General features: G+C 66.0%; 15 protein-coding genes. 9 read left to right on the top strand and 6 right to left on the bottom strand.

Annotated features, from left to right (window positions below; genetic code table 11):
- Nucleotides 1-493 precede the first annotated feature (493 nt).
- Nucleotides 494-2287 carry a hypothetical protein gene (locus ON39_RS47910; protein WP_246003239.1) on the top strand — a complete coding sequence of 598 codons (1794 nt, stop codon included), beginning with the start codon at nt 494-496 and terminating at the stop codon, nt 2285-2287.
- A 953-nt stretch (nt 2288-3240) separates the two neighbouring features.
- Here ON39_RS47910 and ON39_RS49365 read toward each other — a convergent pair.
- On the bottom strand, nt 3241-3498 hold the full coding sequence (locus tag ON39_RS49365) for a hypothetical protein (RefSeq protein WP_146251415.1): 258 nt from the start codon (nt 3496-3498) through the stop codon (nt 3241-3243).
- A 187-nt stretch (nt 3499-3685) separates the two neighbouring features.
- Between ON39_RS49365 and ON39_RS39970 the strand changes: the two genes are divergently transcribed.
- The 3 genes from ON39_RS39970 to ON39_RS49360 all read left to right on the top strand — a co-directional run bounded on the left by ON39_RS39970 (nt 3686) and on the right by ON39_RS49360 (nt 6081).
- Complete coding sequence (locus ON39_RS39970) at nt 3686-4396, top strand: nucleotide-binding protein (RefSeq protein WP_051187709.1); 711 nt, start codon at nt 3686-3688, stop codon at nt 4394-4396.
- A gap of 149 nt (nt 4397-4545) precedes the next feature.
- Nucleotides 4546-5307: a ParB/RepB/Spo0J family partition protein gene (locus ON39_RS39965; RefSeq protein WP_246003240.1), complete on the top strand. Its 762-nt coding sequence runs from the start codon at nt 4546-4548 to the stop codon at nt 5305-5307.
- Nucleotides 5308-5538: 231 nt separating this feature from the next.
- Nucleotides 5539-6081: a hypothetical protein gene (locus tag ON39_RS49360; protein ID WP_040742027.1), complete on the top strand. Its 543-nt coding sequence runs from the start codon at nt 5539-5541 to the stop codon at nt 6079-6081.
- Nucleotides 6082-6467: 386 nt separating this feature from the next.
- Here ON39_RS49360 and ON39_RS39955 read toward each other — a convergent pair whose 3' ends face one another.
- The gene (locus ON39_RS39955; RefSeq protein ID WP_246003241.1) at nt 6468-7715 is read right to left on the bottom strand and encodes a site-specific integrase; all 1248 of its coding nucleotides are present in this window, start codon (nt 7713-7715) and stop codon (nt 6468-6470) included.
- Between the two features lie 163 nt (nt 7716-7878).
- Here ON39_RS39955 and ON39_RS39950 point away from each other — a divergent pair, with 163 nt between their 5' ends.
- Nucleotides 7879-8343 carry a hypothetical protein gene (locus ON39_RS39950; RefSeq protein ID WP_040742025.1) on the top strand — a complete coding sequence of 155 codons (465 nt, stop codon included), beginning with the start codon at nt 7879-7881 and terminating at the stop codon, nt 8341-8343.
- Between the two features lie 271 nt (nt 8344-8614).
- Nucleotides 8615-9328 carry a CPBP family glutamic-type intramembrane protease gene (locus ON39_RS39945; RefSeq protein WP_040742023.1) on the top strand — a complete coding sequence of 238 codons (714 nt, stop codon included), beginning with the start codon at nt 8615-8617 and terminating at the stop codon, nt 9326-9328.
- Between the two features lie 393 nt (nt 9329-9721).
- Here the strand turns inward: ON39_RS39945 and ON39_RS49355 are convergent, their stop codons facing one another.
- Nucleotides 9722-10552, bottom strand: a complete 831-nt coding sequence (locus tag ON39_RS49355; protein WP_146251417.1) for a hypothetical protein — start codon at nt 10550-10552, stop codon at nt 9722-9724.
- A 413-nt stretch (nt 10553-10965) separates the two neighbouring features.
- Here ON39_RS49355 and ON39_RS39930 point away from each other — a divergent pair, with 413 nt between their 5' ends.
- Nucleotides 10966-11760 carry an SAM-dependent methyltransferase gene (locus ON39_RS39930; RefSeq protein WP_040742019.1) on the top strand — a complete coding sequence of 265 codons (795 nt, stop codon included), beginning with the start codon at nt 10966-10968 and terminating at the stop codon, nt 11758-11760.
- 230 nt (nt 11761-11990) lie between these two features.
- Here the strand turns inward: ON39_RS39930 and ON39_RS39925 are convergent, their stop codons facing one another.
- The 3 genes from ON39_RS39925 to ON39_RS39915 all read right to left on the bottom strand — a co-directional run bounded on the left by ON39_RS39925 (nt 11991) and on the right by ON39_RS39915 (nt 15162).
- The gene (locus ON39_RS39925) at nt 11991-12428 is read right to left on the bottom strand and encodes a hypothetical protein (RefSeq protein ID WP_246003242.1); all 438 of its coding nucleotides are present in this window, start codon (nt 12426-12428) and stop codon (nt 11991-11993) included.
- A 280-nt stretch (nt 12429-12708) separates the two neighbouring features.
- The gene (locus ON39_RS39920) at nt 12709-13392 is read right to left on the bottom strand and encodes a hypothetical protein (RefSeq protein WP_040742017.1); all 684 of its coding nucleotides are present in this window, start codon (nt 13390-13392) and stop codon (nt 12709-12711) included.
- Nucleotides 13393-13485: 93 nt separating this feature from the next.
- Complete coding sequence (locus ON39_RS39915) at nt 13486-15162, bottom strand: DNA cytosine methyltransferase (RefSeq protein WP_040742016.1); 1677 nt, start codon at nt 15160-15162, stop codon at nt 13486-13488.
- 462 nt (nt 15163-15624) lie between these two features.
- Between ON39_RS39915 and ON39_RS39910 the strand changes: the two genes are divergently transcribed.
- Together ON39_RS39910 and ON39_RS39905 are read left to right on the top strand one after the other, a co-directional pair.
- A complete protein-coding gene (locus ON39_RS39910; RefSeq protein ID WP_040742015.1) occupies nt 15625-16080 on the top strand; it encodes a hypothetical protein in 456 nt (151 codons plus the stop codon).
- The gene (locus ON39_RS39905; protein WP_040742014.1) at nt 16077-16427 is read left to right on the top strand and encodes a hypothetical protein; all 351 of its coding nucleotides are present in this window, start codon (nt 16077-16079) and stop codon (nt 16425-16427) included. Before ON39_RS39910 ends, ON39_RS39905 begins: the two co-directional genes overlap by 4 nt.
- Nucleotides 16428-16768: the final 341 nt, after the last annotated feature.

The raw sequence follows: 16768 nt of genomic DNA, 5'->3' as shown, positions 1-16768 counted from the left end.
CTCAATAATCGGGTCCGCTGGGTGATGCAGAAAACCTGGCGGTCTGACCCGAAGGAGACAACGACGATGGCAGAGAGAGGTCGTCCAAGCAAAGGGCGGCGTAGCGCTGGCTATACCGTCCGGTTCCCCGCCGAGTTAGGCAACGTCCTAGATCTTGCCCGGAAGCAGGGTTGCTCCTCGGTCAGTCAATGGCTGGCCGATCTCGCCTGCATCGAGGCGGGGAAGCCCCAGCTTGTACGAGAACTCAATCAGGGCCTCCTAGAGGAGGCCTCTTAGAAGAAATTGACATGACAACTAAATATCAAGCGCAGAAGACTGATACCAAGAGCTGAAAACCGAAAAGCCCCAACCGTTTCCGGCTGGAGCTTTGCGGTGGTGGTCAGCGGGTTGCAGCCCGCACGTGCCATCGCCCATGTCTGGTTTTAGCTAGCCACCGCCTCGTACACGACTCGACACCGTGAGGCAGCAGCCACCGAACGCTAGGAGTACCAACATGGGCTACTCCGAGAATACCGCACGCCTAGCTGAAAAAGGAGCCGACACAGCAGCGCGTGGTCACCTCGAAGATAGATTTCATGATCTTGACCGGGCGATATTCACCAAGCCGTATGTTCTGATCGACGCAGACAACCTCTCTCCGCGACGGGTGAAGACCCTTGAGAAGGCGTATGCGGCTATTGAATCGGGCCAGGTGGAGACAGCGGCAGGCACCCTCCGGTACGGCGTGGCCGCGGCTGACATCGACCCAGAACCTGCGGATGTCACCCTCGCTGTTGCCTGCGCCGAAGTCCTCGTGACTTGGTGCTCGAGGCGCAAGCTTGACTACGTCGTGCGTGAGTCCGGCAGGCCCGGGGGGTTCCATGTTATTACCGTTCTTACCTCGGGTGAGCAGGTCGATGAGTGGAGCCGCTTATGCGGCGCGCTCACTCGCCGTTTCCGAGTTCCTATCGACGACCGCACTGGTGGCGTGCTTCGTCTGCTATCCGCCCCGCACCGGCACCACTATCGAGCTCCGGTCCTCGGCGGAACACTCACCTCCGAGACGGAGCTGCCTGCGATCCCGGCGAACCGCACGCCTCGGCGCGGCGCAAAGCGCCAGCGTCCCAGCGGACGAGCAACGGTCCGAGACACATCACGGTCTGCCCGTGAATTCGGCGAAGCGTGCGCTTTGCACCGCGCAGGCGTCCCTGTCGACAGAGCGTGGCGGATCCAGAACAGGCCCGGATCCAAAGCGCGCGAACGGGGCGAGCACTCCTGGCGTCGATACGTCTGGCTCGATGTCGTCACGATCGTCGCCGCCGAGGAGGGCATCAGTGAGGACGGCGCCTGGCAGCGGGCACTTTCCGCCTGCCGGGCAGCGTGCAACAAAATAGGTCGTGCTAGTTGGCGGCGCCGCTGGCTGCGAGCCGTCGATGCTGCCAAAGACGAACGACCGCGTCGACGCCGCGTCGCGGAATCCGTCGCAACCACTGCGGCGTCCGCAATGGCTGCGGCCCGCATCGATGCCACGCGAAGTGGCCTGGACGAAGCTCTCGCGGCCGCTGGCGATCTCGGCCGGCGATTGAAAAGCTGTCGGAGCTTGCTGCACGCTCTCGCCGCAGTCTTCGTCACCCGCGAGGGCTCTGTGTCGGTACGTGATCTAGCCCTGCGTGCCGCCATGGACGTCAAAACCGTTCGGATGGCCCGCGATCTCCTCATCGACCGGCAAGTGCTCAGCATGGCACACAGCTACGCAGGAGGCTCGGCTGATTGCCATGCCTATGAACCCGGCCCAGCCGCAACCGCGCCCATCGAAGCGGCGCTTGCGAAAATTTCCCCCACTAGTCCGAAGGACACCCCCGGCCCCCCCAGCCAGGGCCGCGCAGACACCACCCTGCTCCGCCGCCGCTTCTCCCGCGAACGCCGCCACTGGCGTGCCCGCTGCGCAGCCCTAGCCAGCCTTCAACCCGGTGAACGGCTAGCCTCCAGCACCCACCCTGCAGTGCGCGCCTACCGCTCGCTGCGCCACCAGCTTCACTGGTGGCGCAACCTCAGCCCGGACGCCCAGGTTGCACGGACCGTCCGCCGTCGAGCTGCACTCGACGAACTCAGCAAGCCGTTGCGGTCCGCGTGGTTCGACTGGCTGCAACGTCGGGCGACAATTGCCGCGTCGGCCGAGCGCATCGAGGCGGGCAGCGCTACTGCCAGCGACTACAGGCGACTGGAGCGGGCGCCGCGAACGATCTACCTCGGTCTCAACGACCCGGCTTGGAGAGTCAGGACAACCCAGCTCGGCCTCGCCGCATGAGTGTCTGACCTGCACTTTTACAGGCGAACATCCCGCTGGAGATGCCAGGCCGGGAAACGCATGATGTCCTACGACGAGATGAGGTACGTGCACCGCAGCTCGTGGTGCACGTACGGCGTCGCCTAGTCTGTCGCGGCGACCATCCGCGAGTTCAACTTCCGTGCGGGTGATTCGACTCCGACGTCGGAATGCACGGAACCAACTTGCTCGCTTGAGCTGTCGGCGACGAAGCGTTGCTGGTCATGTTGCCGTGTTACACATCGGTGGGGACGGGGAAGCTGGCCCGCAGCGACGAAGTCGAGCGTACGGTGCGCGCACACAGTGGCAGCCCTATGCGGGACTTTGATTTGGGTCTGGCGCCGACCGCGCTGTGGCGAGTACGTATTGACCAGGCTGGCCCGCATCGTTAAGTCTCTGGGTTCGGTCTCATCCTGGACAACGCCTGATCCGAGTTGTTTGTGGAAGTTTGCGGCTCTTGACTGGAACTTCCCACACTGACGCCGACTCTATCTTCACCGGACCGAGCCATGCGTCCGTTCTCGGGCTCCACGCCGGCAAATACTCAAGGGCGCTGTCGCCGCGGAGCCTGCACTGCACTCGCCCAGTGTGGGAAGTTTGTCGGGCGGTATAAGGCTGGCCGTACGTATATGACTACCCTGCTTCAGGAGCGGAACAGCCCCAACCGCGGCAGTAGGTGGGAGTAGTGCCGCAGTCGAGGGCGTAAATTTTAGTGTGGGAAGTTGAGGTATCGAACCACCGACGCTGGTAAACCGCGGTTTACCTCTGTCGCAAACTACCGTTGACGTCCGTCCCCAGACCCTCCGCAGGGCGTATTGCACATATGCTCCTCGACCGTTGGCTGATATGTCACAGTGACGAAATGCGCTGGGGTGCTTGGGTCCCCAGCCTCGCTGGGCGCAACCGTCGGCGACGCCCTGCGTGAAAGGCATACGTCAAGCATCGGGCATCTTTCCCTTTGCGTCTGGACGGGGAACTCCGGCTGAATCAAGCCATGCATTAACGGCATCGTCCACGGTCTTCGAGATGACGTAACCACGCTTCTTGATCCATTCGAGGCGAGTGATCGTCGAGGCGTGGAGTTGCGTTCCGAACTGCTTCTTGCTGACATTTTTGCGCACCGGCAGTTCCACAGCCGGAACTTCGACCGCCGATGGTTCACCGTTGGTGGGTGTACTTGGGTCGGCCTTCACGAGTTGCTCCTCCGAGGGGGTGGGCATCCGGTCCGTCGTACGTCTCTGGGCGAATCGCCGCAGAAATCATTGACACTAGAAATCTATCTTATATTCTCTCTTACAGTCGCAAGTCTCGTCGCGGCGATTCCTCATCAAATCCGAAGTAGCCCACTGCATGCGGGCGAAGTACACGGAGGTAGACCAGATGGCGTACATAGAGGTTGTCCTGAACCAAAAGGGCGGAGTCGGTAAGAGCACCGTTACCGTGAACCTGGCGGCCACCACCGCTGATGCCCTCACTGGCTCGGACCCGGAGGCCTTCTCACCCGTCGCCGCCGTAAGCATCGACCCCCAGGGGTCAGCGCTGTGGTGGGCAGACCGCGTTAAGTCCCTCCCGTTCCACATCGTCCAGGCGCACGACAACGTCGACGGATTGCGCGGCCTTAAAGAAGGCAGCCGTATCAGGCATGTGTACGTCGACACCCCTGGCTGGATCGGTCAAGAGGATGAAGATGACAAGGGTGACGGCCTCGGAAATGGCTCATCCGCCGACGCCTTGCGTGCAGTGCTCGACCTCGCTGACCACGTGCTGGTACCCGTCGAACCGGAGCCGCTCGGTTTCGACCCAACAGCCCGCACAATTGAGAAGGTAATTAAGCCACGGGGGTTGGATTTCACCGTAGTCATCAACAATTGGGATCCCCGCGACGGCGACGCCGACCTCAAACAGACCCAGAATTTCATTAACCGGGCTGGCTGGCCCTTGGCCAACACTGTCATTCGGCACTACAAGGTGCACACTAGGGCTGCGGCCGACGGGTTGGTGGTCACGGAGTATCCGCGCAACCGCGTATCGATGCTGGCTCAGGCAGATTTCAGCAAACTGGCTTTGGAGCTGAAGGCAGGGGCACGCTGATGGCGCGCGGAGGACGGGCCGACTTTGCTGATCTTCTCGACTCGACAGGCGAGAATTCCACTGTGGATGGGCGGAAGGCGCCGTCGGGGCGAGAAGCCGATCGAAGTGCGCCAGTCCCCGCCCCGGACGGCAGGCCCCTGGAAATCAGCTTGAGCGATCTTGTTGCTAATCCGCTCAATCCCCGCGAGAAGATCGACGTGTCAGACCTCGCCTCTATCGCCGAAATCCAGCTTCAGTCGGCTCTTGTCGTCGATCGCGTGGCGTTCCTGAAGATCTTCCCCGAACTTGAGGCTCAGCTCGGCACCGCCAAGTATGTGGTCATCAACGGCTGCCGTCGCCTGGAGGCTGCCCGCGAGTATGGTCGTTCAACCCTTGAATGCGTCATCAAGAACGTAGTGGCAGCCACTAGAGCGACGCTTCGTGCTGCCTCGATTCGTGAGAACGTCGAGCGAGACAACCTGGATGTGATAGAAGAGGCAAACGCTGTCCGCGACCTCGTCGCGGATTGTGGCGGCAATGGCGCAGCGGCCGGAAGAACTCTCGGCAAGTCAAAGATGTGGGTCTCGCAACGGTTGGCAATCCTGAACCTCACAGCCGAACTCCAGGCGAAGCTTCGAGCTGGTGAGCTAGCCATTCGTGAGGCGCGTGCTCTGGGTCGGGTTCCGGCGGAAGAGCAGGTCGCACGGTGGCGCACACAACTCGAACAAAAAGAGAACGATAAGGCGGGTGAGCAGCCCGAGCCCACCAAGCCTACGGCTCGCCCCGTCGATGCCGTCAAAATGGCGAAAGCGTTCAAGAAATGGGGTGCGGGCACAGAAACCCTTGCGTCGGCGCTTTACACCCACCTCGACCGCACGGGGGTGGAGGACCTGATCGAGCAGTTGAAGCTCATCTCGTCCAATAGCCAGTAGCTGCGATCTGCAGTGTGGGAAGTTTGGCGGTCGGCTCGGGTAAACCGCGGTTTACCCGAGCCGACCGCTTTCTCGTTTCAAACTCTCAGCCATCGTGCATGAGGGGGTAAACCGCGGTTTACCCCCTCCGTGGATACGCTCCAGCCGCGCCCTGCCTGTCACATGAGAGCGTCCCAATCGCTCAGCCAGCACCACAAGCGATCAGGTTGACACCGGGGGCCTGTCCCACTGATGCCGGACTATCTGATCAACCTTTGCCTCTGCGGCATCGAGCAAGGCCTCGATGTCGCAGAGCAGATCCAGTCCGCGCCGTCGGGCGGCAATCCCGCGGTCGAAGTAGTCATTGCTCAGAGGAGGGCTTTCGCTCTCAAATACGAGTTCAGAGGCGCGATGGTCGGCGTCGGCACGCCGCCGCTTTCGTGGGTGGTGTGCCGGTGTCCGGCCGAGGACGTGGGCGGCGGCGATCACTCCTATCGAGCCGGGGGTGAGAGGCGCGGGTTTGAGGTCGGGGTTGCCGTCTCGGTCGAGCGCGAACAGCGCTGGCCCGCCGCCGGCCGGGGGGAGTGTGGGTTCGGCGAGGCTTTCCTGTTCGAGGTGGTGTGCCAGGAGGTAGACCGCAGCGGGCTGTTCAAGGGTCGTGAGGACGGCTGCCCATCTACGGAAGGCGGCGACAGGGCAGGTGTCGTCTTTGGTGGCGGCGAGTACTACGGTCGGCCCTTTGCCGATGGCGACGTGATCGGGGCTGACCGCTATGTCGCGGCGGGTGAGGCTTGAGATGTGTGGGAATGCCAGTCCCGAGCGGATGAGGTGCAGTAGTACCGCGTCGCGGCGGCCGAAGAGTCCGGCGGGCCAGCCCCAGATGGGCAGGCGGGGCAGGATGTCGTCGATCAGCGTGTGCAGGCGTTGGGTCCGGGCTGCACGGGTGGGGTTGAGGGTTTCACGGAGGTGTGGTGTGCGGCCGGGGGCGGGTAGTCCGGCGGTGCGGTGGGCCCAGTTGATGGCGCTGAGGCGGCCTCGCTGGGTGGAGGGTGTCGCGGGCTCGGAGGCCAGGTATTGGCTGATCACGTGCGGGTCGGCGGGCAGTGGGGTGTGGCCGTGGGCGGCACACCAGTCGCTCCAGCGGTTGTAGTCGTATTGGTAGCGCGCAGTGGACGCGGGGCTCACCATGGCAGGCGGGTGGCGGCGTTGCCGACGAGGGGGGCGTGTTCGCGGGCGTAGACGCGGAGCATGGCGACGGATTTGTGCCGGGTTTGGCGTTGGATCTCGTAGTCGCTGGCGCCGAGGCGGTAGGACTGGGTGACGAATCCGCTGCGCAGGGAGTGGCCCGCGAACGCGGCCGCGGTCTGTTCGTCGTAGCCGACGGTCAGTAGTCGGCGGCGCAGCATGTCGCCGACGGCCTCGGCGGTGAGCGCGGCGGAGGCGATGTTGCCGTGGCGGTCGACCGCGCGGAAGGCCGGGTTCTGCGGCTGCGGGAGTTCGGGCCATCGCCCGCGGCACACGTGCCGGGTGTAGTCGTCGACGGTGCGGTGGAGCAGTTGCCGTACGGCGACGCGGCCGCCGGCGTCGTGGGCGGCGACGAGGTCGAGCCAGCGCCGCCACGCGCACGGGGGGCAGGTCGCGGGGCCGGTGCCGCGGGGGAGCGCGACCACGACTTCGTCTTCCTGGGATCCCTTCGAGATCCGCAGCCGGACGTGGAGGCCGTCGAGCCGGTGCGGGGTGATGTCCTCGAGCCACCGCTCGGCCATTTCCGAGGCCCGGAACGCGCCGGTGAACCCCATCAACAGCAGGGCGCAGTCGCGGTGCGCGGCGACGCGCTGGGCGGGGCTCTCGGCCTGGAGGCGGGCTTGAGTGACCAGTTCGCGGACGTCGTCGACGAGGACCGGTTCGGCGCGGCGAGGGCGGCGTTCCCCGTTCTCCCGGCAGGCTCGGCGAATGCCGGTCAGGACCTCGGTGACGACGCGCGCCGAGCCGGGATGTGCGAATCCGGCCGCACGGTGGCGGTCACCGATCGCGGCCACCCAGCGGGTGAGGGTGGGAGGTGCGTAGCGGCGGCGGCCTTTGCTGTCGCGCAGCGCGGCAGCCTCGCTGATGTAGAGGGCCACGGTCAGCGGGTGGGCGGGCAACGCCTGGTGGCCCTGCGTGGCGTTGTCCGCGCACCAGCGCTGGAAGCGTCGCCAGTCGGTCGCGTAGGAGCGAATCGTGTTGCGGGCCTGGGCTGTCGCGGTGGCGTCCCCGATCAGCCGGACATCCTCGCTGGACAGCGACGGCAGCGGCGCGGCCGCGAGTTCCCCGTCGGAGTCCAGGTCGGTGATCCCGAGTGGCGCCAGTACCACCCGGATACGGTCGATCTCCGCGTCTGCCAGCGCCGGGGCCGCCGGGCGGTAGACCTCGATCTCCTTGCCGGTCACAGCCAGCAGCTTAACCGCGGGGACCGACATCCCCACGGCCACAGACGGTTTCCGTGTCGCAGGTGGGCACGGCACGCAGCGTTCGAATCAGGGTAGCGAGAGAGCCCTCCCATTCAGATGTTTTCGATACAATCGAACCATAAGAATCTAGATGTGGAGGTCGATGTCGATGGAACTCACCACCCACCCTCCGGTGCAGGGCCAGCTCCCGCTGTGGGAGTCCGGTGCCGAGACGATGACGCCGGCGACGCGGACTCGCCCTGCGGCCGCGCCGCGCATCTGTCCGAACCCGGGATGCGGGTATCGCGCGAAGGGCGTGAGCGCACGCGGTCGCCTGCGCGAGGATCTCCAGGTCGTCTGGCTCGTGCCGGACCCCGCCGGGTCGGAGGCTGCGGTCGAGCGGCGCTACTGTCATCGCTGCTGCCCGCGGCCGCCGCACCATCAGATCGCCGACGTGGAATGCGCGGCCTGCGATTGCGGCGGCCCCCTGTTGGTCGACGCGCTCGCGGCCGCGCTGATCACCGAGGGCATAATGCCCGACGCGGTGCGCAGATGGCTGGAAGACCATGGCTGGCGCGAGCAGGGGACCGGGGCGCTGGTCTGCCCCGACCATCTCAGCACTCAATAGCGAACATCCGGTTATCTATATATTGCAATCTGAACATGAGACTTCGGATGGCTTCGTGCGCCGAGTGATCGGGCGTGGCGTCGGGCACGGGGTGCCGTATCGGTGCTATGACCGGTTCAGGCGGCGTCGGATACGGGCGAGGGCGCAGGAGAGCGGGGGAGTGATGCCATCAGCGGGTCGATCTGATTTACCCGGCGCGAGCGCGCCAGGGGCGGCGGCGGATCGGTGCGGGGCTGCGCGGCCGCCGAGGGCTCGATTGGTCTTGCGGGGGTTGGCGGCGCTGATGCTGGCGTGTCCGTTGCTGCTGTGCGGACGCGCGGTGGCGCAGGGTCATACGTCGTTGGCGGTGGAGCTCGCGGTGTGTTTCGGGCTTCTGGCCGCGGCCTACATCGGCGTCAGCGCGTTCTCGACACGGCCGCCGTCGCCGGTGCGGGTCGAAGTCCGCGCGGCGTGCGGGCTTCTGGGGTTTCGTCGTCCCGAGCCTGCCCGCTGGCAGAGCCGGCCGCTGCTGGTGTGGTGTCTGGTGGTCCCGGTCGTGCTGGCGCTGGCGCATGTCGGGCTCGACACGCTGCTCGGGGCGGTGTGGCATCCGGTGACCGATGCCGACCAGGCGGCCGCGAACGCCCGCAGGACGGAACTGCTCACCCGCGGCGGTGCCTTCAGCCTGCTGGTGCTGTACCCGTTCCTGGTTGCCGCGTTCCCGGAGGAGATCCGTTATCGGGCAACGTTTTTGCTGGTCCAGCGCGGTGTGGCCGTGCTGAGTGCGCCCCGCGTGGTCCGGGTGTTCGTGGTCGCGGCCGCGGCGGGGGTGAGCGTTGCGGGCTTCGCCTTCGCGCATGCGGCGTTCGGCCCGATGAATGTGGCGACCTCGGCGATCGGTGGGGTGTTCTACACCGGGTTGACGCTCTACACCCGGTCGCTGTGGCCAGCGATCCTCTGCCATGGGCTCTACGATCTCGCTGTTTTCGTACCGATGATCTCGTAGAGGTTCGGTCCCGATAGACGCGGCGCGAAACAACCCCGCCGGGACAGGACTTTCACTCAGGGTGCAGGCGGCGCAGGAGTGCGCCGCCTGCGGTGTGCTCGCGCAGGAAATCGGCCAGCGCGGCGAGGGCTTCGCCGGGGAGTTCGACAACCGCGTCGCGAGACTTGAAGCCGCACTCGCAGACCCACTTTCAGCGACACACCTTGACGACACGCCGATTTCTAGCGAACCTCCGAAACCGATTCGTGTGAATTGAATCACACGACGAAGGGAGGGTTTTTCGACCGAAACGACAGTCTGACCAGGGGATATGATGACATATCAACTAAAGTTAGGGATCGCTTAGGGTCCTTATGAAATAAGACCTGAGTTCAATGGTCCTACGACGATTCGTTATTCGATCGTTACATAATGCGTTTCGGGCAGCTTCGACGCCCAGGTCAAGGGCTCGTCGGCGCGGATAAAGTCGCCGAGGAAGTCAGCCGACTTCAACCGCTCGGAGAGCCTCGAAACCTTCGCAGGCTCAACGGAAACGGCCTCGACTCGCTTGCTCCGAGTCGAGGCCGGGCGGCTCCCTCTTGCCAAAGGAGACGACCCATGATAGCTGGGCCTCACGATTTCGACCGCTCCGATATCCAGCCATCCCCTCCAGGCTCCAACCTCGACTGGTTGCCGCTCGCGATCGCCACATGGATCGGGGCCGTCGTGACCGAGCGATACGGCTGGGAAGCTGGCGCTACCGCGTTCAGTTGCGTCCTGGCAGCATTGGTTTCTCTCCGCGCACGATGAAGCACCAGGAGCGGCCAGGCCTATGCCTGGCCGCTCCACTGCTGGGCACCTTCGCCGAACACCCGCGCGAAACGTCGCGAACATGTCCACGACGACAAAGGCCAGCTCAGAAACACCGCAGTCATGATGACGGTCGGAAAAGTCGAGACGGTCGCCGAATTTCGTGTCCCACGCCGCGCGCCCGTACACGGCTTGATGAGTGATCTCGAGTGCGGCGGCCGCCGCGGGCACGGTGGCGCCCTCGCCGACCATAGCGATCAGGCGCGCTTGATCGCCCCGGTTGAACGCCGCGGTGGCGAGCTGGCGTCGCCACCGCTTCGACACCTTCGCGTGCGCGGCGCGCGCGTCGGTGTCGCGGGCGTGCTGGCGGTGATAGCGCGTAATTCGGGTTGACCCGGCGGCGCGGCGAGTCAGCGCCGCCGTCTGGGTGGACATCGTTGCGGTTCAACATATTCCGGCCTCGGCTGAACGTGGTGGCGGTTCTCGGATTCGGCATGTGCGCGCGTACGGACGCGCCGTGAGAACCCCCATGACGAAGGGAGAATGCCCCGCACACGCGGGGAGCACAGGACTACTCCTGGGAAAACCAGCGACTCATCCCCGCCTCGCGGGGAGCAGGACAGCGAGCCCATCCTAGCGCCCGGAGTGAGGCCATCGGCAAGGGTCCCGTCGGGCCCCTCGCGACAACCCGAATGATCCGCGGCGTCCGTGCCTGCCCGCGCGGCTGGGATGGACAGTGCGCCAACATTTTCGACTGGGCCATCTGCTGGGGGACTGTCGCGTACTGTCGCATCGCGACAGCACCAGAGTCCCCACCGTATGTATCGCTTTCGCCGAGGAGTTGACCCATGGCCGATGAGCCGTTGATCCGTACCGACATCCCGCATTCCGCGCGGATCTGGAATTTCTGGATGGGTGGTAAGGACAACTACGAGGTCGATCGCGTGGTCGGTGAGGCGAGCCTGGAAATCGATCCCGATATCGCGACGATGGCTGTCCAGTCGCGCCAATTCCTCATCCGCGCAGTACATTACCTGGCAACCGAAGCCGGGATACGCCAATTCCTCGACATCGGGACCGGACTGCCGACCATGCAGAACACCCACGAGGTCGCCCAGGCCGCCGCACCGGAGGCCAAGATCGTCTACGTCGACAACGATCCCCTGGTGTTGACCCATGCGCGAGCGTTGCTGAACAACACCACCGATCAGGGTGTGACCACCTATATCGACTCCGACTTCCACAACCCCGAGCAGATCGTCTCCGACGCCAAGAACGTCTTGGACTTCACTCAGCCGATCGCGGTCATGTTCATGGGTGTGCTCGGCCACGCCCGCAGCTACGACGACATGCTGCGTATCGTGCGCACCGTGATGGCCGCGGTCCCCTCCGGTAGCTACCTGGTCCTGTGGGACGGGACCACCGAAAGCCAGGCGTATGTCACGCTGTGCGCCGAATACGAGAAATCCGGTGGCGTGCCCTACATCCCGCGCACCGGCGAGGAGATCCGAGCCGCCTTCGACGGGCTCGAGTTCGTCGACCCCGGATTTGTCCCCATCACCGAATGGCACGCCGGCCCCACCGATGTGGGTGGCACCCCGCCCACGATCGCCGCGCGCGGCGGTGTAGCACGCAAACCCTGACCGACAGCACGGGTGAGGCGGGTTCTGCGGCAGGGAATAGCGCGGCGGAGACTGTGGTTGAACACCGCTGTCGGCGTCCGGACAGCCCCGGGCCTCACCCCATTCGTCGCTTCGAGCGACCACTCGCCGAGAGGCGCTTGTGGGACGTCGGCGTTCCGGCCCTTGCCGGGAGACTCGAAAGCCGCCGGGCGCATGTTGCGCCCGGCGGCTTTCGTTGTCCCGGTGCTCGGCTACTCGTGCTGTTGCAGGTGGGGGCGGGCCATGCCCATGCCGGGGCGGTTGTTGAGGACGTCGACGACGCCGCGGGTGCGGTAGACGCGCCGGGCCCCGCGTGGCTGGTGTTCGACCTCGGCGTCGAGGATTGCGCGGTATTGGGTCACGGTTTTGCCGTCGACGCCGAGCAGGCGGGCGATGGCGCCGAGGGTGCGGAACTCCTCGGGCTCCTCGGGCATCGGGAAGGGAGCCGGGCGGTTCGCGGCTTCCCAGCGCTGGGCGAAGGTGTCGAGCTCGTCGGAGTCGTACTCGGGAGCGGGGGTGCCCTTGCCGGTGGGCGGGCGCTTCTTTTTCGGGGTCGGGAAGCCCTCGCGGCCGGTCCAGTTGTTGCGGATCGAGCCGTAGCTACGGCCGCGCAGTTCGGCCCATTCCTGCAACGTGATCAGTGTTCCCACGCACTCATTGTGGTCGGCTGGCGTCGCGGTGTGGGCGGCGGCCGCCGGCGTGGTGGGAATCATCGAAGGCCTTTCTCGATCGCGGGTGTCACAAGGTCGTGGTGGGTGGGGTTGGCTTGCTAGGCTTGCCGATGCCCTTCTTTTGCGAGTGGGGCACCCGGGCGGCCTGCCGTGTCCGGCCGTGGTCTCACGACCACGGTTTCGACAGGCCGCCCGATCCATGCCCAGCGCCGGGTACGTCGCGAGCCGTGGCGCGAATCGGCGTGGGGGAGCAGAGATTTCACGCGCGTTCGACGCCCACGATCAGGTAACCGTCGGTATCGAGGTGGCCGGGGCCGGTCGTGCGCCAGCCGTGCCGGTCCAGGACCTCGGCGGGGTCGGCGGGGATGGGGTCGAGCGGGTTGGTGGTGCATGAATACGCGGCGAGGGGTTCGTCGGGCTGGTCGTCGGTGAGGATCACGATGTCGGCGCGCTGGGCGGGGCCGTCGGCGGGCTCGACGGAGTCGTCGGTGGCGATGCGGGCGGTGAAGCGCGCGCCGGGACCGAACAGGGCGTGCTCGCAGTTCCAGTGCTCACCGGCGGCCCGTGCGCGGGGGGACAGCGGAGATTGGTGTTCTGCGTCGCGGTAGATGGCGTCGCTGTTGGAGAATCTCGTCCAGGTCGAGCAGCCCGCCTCGAATTTCTGTCCGTCGGTGCCGTAGACGGTGTCGACGGCGATGACGTCGCCGACCCAGCTCAGGCCCTCGAGCGCGGCGTAGATGGCGTCGGCTTCCCAGTCGAAGCAGCCCAGGGCTATCACCGGGATCTCGATGATTCTCCATGCCTCGGTGCGCTCGTAGCCGGGCCCGACGATCCCGGAGGTCACCGCCTGCACCGCGACGGCGGTGGCGGTGGGCGCGAGGGAGGGGTCGAACGGGGGCGTTGCCGCCTCCCCGAAGTCGTGGTGGCTGGTCGGGTCGTTCATGGGAAATGTCCTTTCCGAAAGGTGTTGCGGGAGTGGACGAAAGAGAGGGGGAACGGAGGGGCCCGGGATGTGCGGGCCCCTCCGTCGTGGTGATCAGGCCGCGTGGGCGTAGCGGTCGAGTTCTTCGCCGGTGATGGCCTCGACCAGTGCGGAGATCAGGATCTCGGCGGCGGGCGGGGTGACGGCGTTGCCGAGCTGGCGCACCTGCTGGCGCTTGTTGCCCAGCACGATGTAGTCCTTGCGGAAGGCCATGGCGTCCTGGATCTCGCCGGGCTCGAGCATGCGGAACCGCACGTCCTCGATGTCGCGCTCGGTGACCTCGTCGACCAGGGCGAAGCGGTCGCGGGTCGACAGCGTCCCCATCGGGTCGGAGACCGGGCGGGCGGTGCCGGTGCCGTAGTAGGGCAGCAGCAGCGCGTTCCACAGCTCCGGCGACATCCCGTTCGGCGGGGTGACCAGGCCGTGGTGGTTGCCGCTGGCGGTCACGGTGGCCAGGGCCTCGGTGACCGGACGCGCGTCGGAGGAGCCGCCGCGCAGCTCGGCGACGAAGGGCACAAACGCCACCGCCGTCTCGTTGCGGGTGGTCTGGGTGCGCAGCGGCAGCGAGGCCAGCTGGGCGTCCTTGCCGTCGCGGCCCTCCATCGGGACCATCAGCGGCGGGACGACCAGACCGTGATTGGAGCCGTCGGCCACGATCGTGGCCAGGGGTTCGTGCAGCCCGATCGTGCGCGGGCGGTCCGAGCGCAGCAGCGCCAGGAACGGGCGCGGAATCGCCAGGCCGTCGTTCTCGCGGGTGGTCCGGGCGGCCATGGGCCCGGTGACCTGGGCGGCATCGGCGCGCCAGGTCCCTCCGGCGGGGACCATCATCGGCACCGCCGAGGCGTAGCGGCGCAGCCCGACGCGGATGCGGTCCATGGTCTTGGGGGCCAAGGGCCTTTCCCGGTCGCCGATGCGGGTACCTGGCAGGGTCCAGTCGATCGCGGCGGCCGCCGGGAGCGCGGGCGGTTCCACGATCGCGTTGCGGCAACTGACGTGAGGGCAGCGGTAGACGTACTGGGTGCGGTAGCGGCCCATGTCGGCCCCGGGACGCTTGAAGACCTGGAGCGCGTGGACCCACTCGTCGCAGGCCTGGCAGTAGGCCAGCGGACGCAACCACTTGTTCCAGTCGGGCTCGCGGCCGAGCTGGAGATCCCAGTAGGCGACGTAGAGCCGATCACGGGACTGCGGGGCGGCGGGGGTGCGGACCGGCTGGGCGTGGCCGGAGTTCAGGGCGATGACCTTGACTCCGTAGCCCAGGGCGCGGATCTCACCGATCCAGCGGTTCCACTGGTCCCACTGGCGGACCTCGACGACGTTCTCCACCACCCCGGCGCGCACCCGCCCGCCGCGCTCGATGACGCCTCGCAGGTACATCGGGACCTCCTCCATCAGCGCCCGGCTGCGGTCGGCTTCCTCGTCACGCGCGAGGTCGAGCAGATCGCCCTGGAGGGTGTTGTCGTAGTCGCGGCGCTTGCCGCGTGCCGAGGACCATTGCGGGCACTCCGGGCTCGCCCAGAAGAGGTCTGCCACAGGCCATTTGACGATCTGCGCCTTGGCCTCGTCGGTGCTCAGGTCGCCGAGGAAGTGATCGGCCTCGGGGTAGTTGGTGGCGTGGGTCTCGATGGCCTTGTCCCAGTGGTTGGCCGCTCGCTCGATGTGCACCCAGGGCACCTTCGATGCGCCCTGGGTGGAGCCGCCAGCGCCGCAGAACCAGTCCATTAGCTTGAGCATGGGAGTGTCCCTTCGTGATGTGCGAGTGGGGTCGAAGAAGGCGGGGTGTCCGGTCCCGCTTCCTTCTGTGTCATATATTACCCGATAATGTTGATCGAGGTCAAGACCTTTCGTGACGTGTCTTTTTCCGTAAACTGCTGTGCCGCAACAGATTTCGATCAGCGCCCGGTCTTGTTGGATCGAGCCGGGAAAACCTGTCGAAACACTAGATGTTTTAGATACACTAGAAGGGTTCGATAGGTGTTCCGCTCCCGCGCGGTCCCCACGTCAACGGTGATGGAAGGGCCCGACAACGGCGTCGGCCCGGGGCGATCCCGGGGGCGGGCACCGACGGCACGAACCCGCCCGAGCACCCGGAGTCTCCGACCCGCCGCAGACGGTGCTGCGGGGTGGAAGACTTGCGTCCACCAGCGTGGACGAGCCACCGAGCAGTCCCACTACACGAACGGGGGAACCCCGCCCATGATCGAAGTCGATCGCGTACAGGTCGTCCAGGAGATGTGGCCGAGCATCGGCCCACACGACGTCAGATCCCTCAGCGCGGCCGCCGCGGCCACCCGCGAGATCCTGCGCACCCTCGCCCACGCCACCGTGGTCCGCGCCGACGCGCTCAAGGCTCTGCCCTACGTGGTCGACGGCTACACCATGCTGGGCGGGCTCGCCGAGGCCGCCAGCTCCGAGCGCCAGTTCCTCCAGCAACTGGCCGACTGGGCCGAGCACTTCGCCGACGACCCCACCCTGCGCCACACCGAACACCGGGATCAGCCGGGCGAAGGTATCGCCCAGGCACAGCAGTCGGCCCTGGAGACCGCCGAGGACCTGCGCGAGGCCGCCGGCCACGCCGAGGCCCTCATGCGCGCACTCCAGCGCGCCCAGGCCCACACCAGCCCGCTCTACCACGACGACGAGAAAGCATGACCACCCCCACACTGCTGGAACGTCAGCGCCTCGAGCATGAGTTGCTCGCGGGCGAGCTGCGCCGCCGCGGGGAAGTGAAACCGGTGAACATCACGGATGTGCTGGTGATCGGGCTGCTGCTGGCTTACGTGACCACCTGCGTCGTGGCACTGCGTGACGGCGATTCATCGATCGCGTCCCTGCCCTACGACCTCCTGATTCTGATCTTTCTTGCCCTCGTCATGGGGTTGACACAGCACGCCGGGATCACCAACCAATCCTGGATCCGCTGGGGGTGTGCGCTCGCGATGGCGCTGACTGTGGTGGGCAGCCTGCGCAAGCTCTACCTGGCTCGGGTGTCACGGTGACGAAACCCGGCGTGGGTGCCGGGCTAGCGTGCGATCGTGAGCGGGTGGCCGCAGGGCCCGCCATCTGGTGGTTTCTCCGCCGCTGCCGCCCGATCCCGCCGAGGGAGGGGCATTTCCCGGCTGCGAGACGCTGACCTGGGTGTTTTCCGTGCTGGCCCCGGATAACTGCCATTATCCGGAGTGACACCAAAAAACGATACGGTGAGCCACCCTCGGTAGTGACAGCTTTAGATACACTAGAATAACTCGGCGTGGTCGCGAGATCACGCAGGTCAGCACGGACAGAAGGAGCAAGCGATGCACCTCGGCACCGGGGCGGAAGGCCCGCGCACGACCACGAC

The organism is Nocardia tenerifensis NBRC 101015, assembly GCF_000308715.1.
Taxonomy (GTDB): domain Bacteria; phylum Actinomycetota; class Actinomycetes; order Mycobacteriales; family Mycobacteriaceae; genus Nocardia; species Nocardia tenerifensis.
The sequence above is the reverse complement of the archived record's forward strand: the minus strand, read 5'-3'. Positions and strand labels throughout refer to the sequence as shown.

Excerpts from the sequence above, each read along its gene's own strand:
- ON39_RS47910 (WP_246003239.1), top strand. The coding sequence starts at position 494 with ATGGGCTACTCCGAGAATACCGCACGCCTAGCTGAAAAAGGAGCCGAC.
- ON39_RS39910 (WP_040742015.1), top strand. The coding sequence starts at position 15,625 with ATGATCGAAGTCGATCGCGTACAGGTCGTCCAGGAGATGTGGCCGAGC.
- ON39_RS39920 (WP_040742017.1), bottom strand. The coding sequence starts at position 13,392 with ATGAACGACCCGACCAGCCACCACGACTTCGGGGAGGCGGCAACGCCC.
- ON39_RS49360 (WP_040742027.1), top strand. The coding sequence starts at position 5,539 with ATGCCGGACTATCTGATCAACCTTTGCCTCTGCGGCATCGAGCAAGGC.
- ON39_RS39950 (WP_040742025.1), top strand. The coding sequence starts at position 7,879 with ATGTCGATGGAACTCACCACCCACCCTCCGGTGCAGGGCCAGCTCCCG.
- ON39_RS39930 (WP_040742019.1), top strand. The coding sequence starts at position 10,966 with ATGGCCGATGAGCCGTTGATCCGTACCGACATCCCGCATTCCGCGCGG.
- ON39_RS39915 (WP_040742016.1), bottom strand. The coding sequence starts at position 15,162 with ATGCTCAAGCTAATGGACTGGTTCTGCGGCGCTGGCGGCTCCACCCAG.
- ON39_RS39970 (WP_051187709.1), top strand. The coding sequence starts at position 3,686 with ATGGCGTACATAGAGGTTGTCCTGAACCAAAAGGGCGGAGTCGGTAAG.
- ON39_RS39905 (WP_040742014.1), top strand. The coding sequence starts at position 16,077 with ATGACCACCCCCACACTGCTGGAACGTCAGCGCCTCGAGCATGAGTTG.
- ON39_RS49355 (WP_146251417.1), bottom strand. The coding sequence starts at position 10,552 with ATGTCCACCCAGACGGCGGCGCTGACTCGCCGCGCCGCCGGGTCAACC.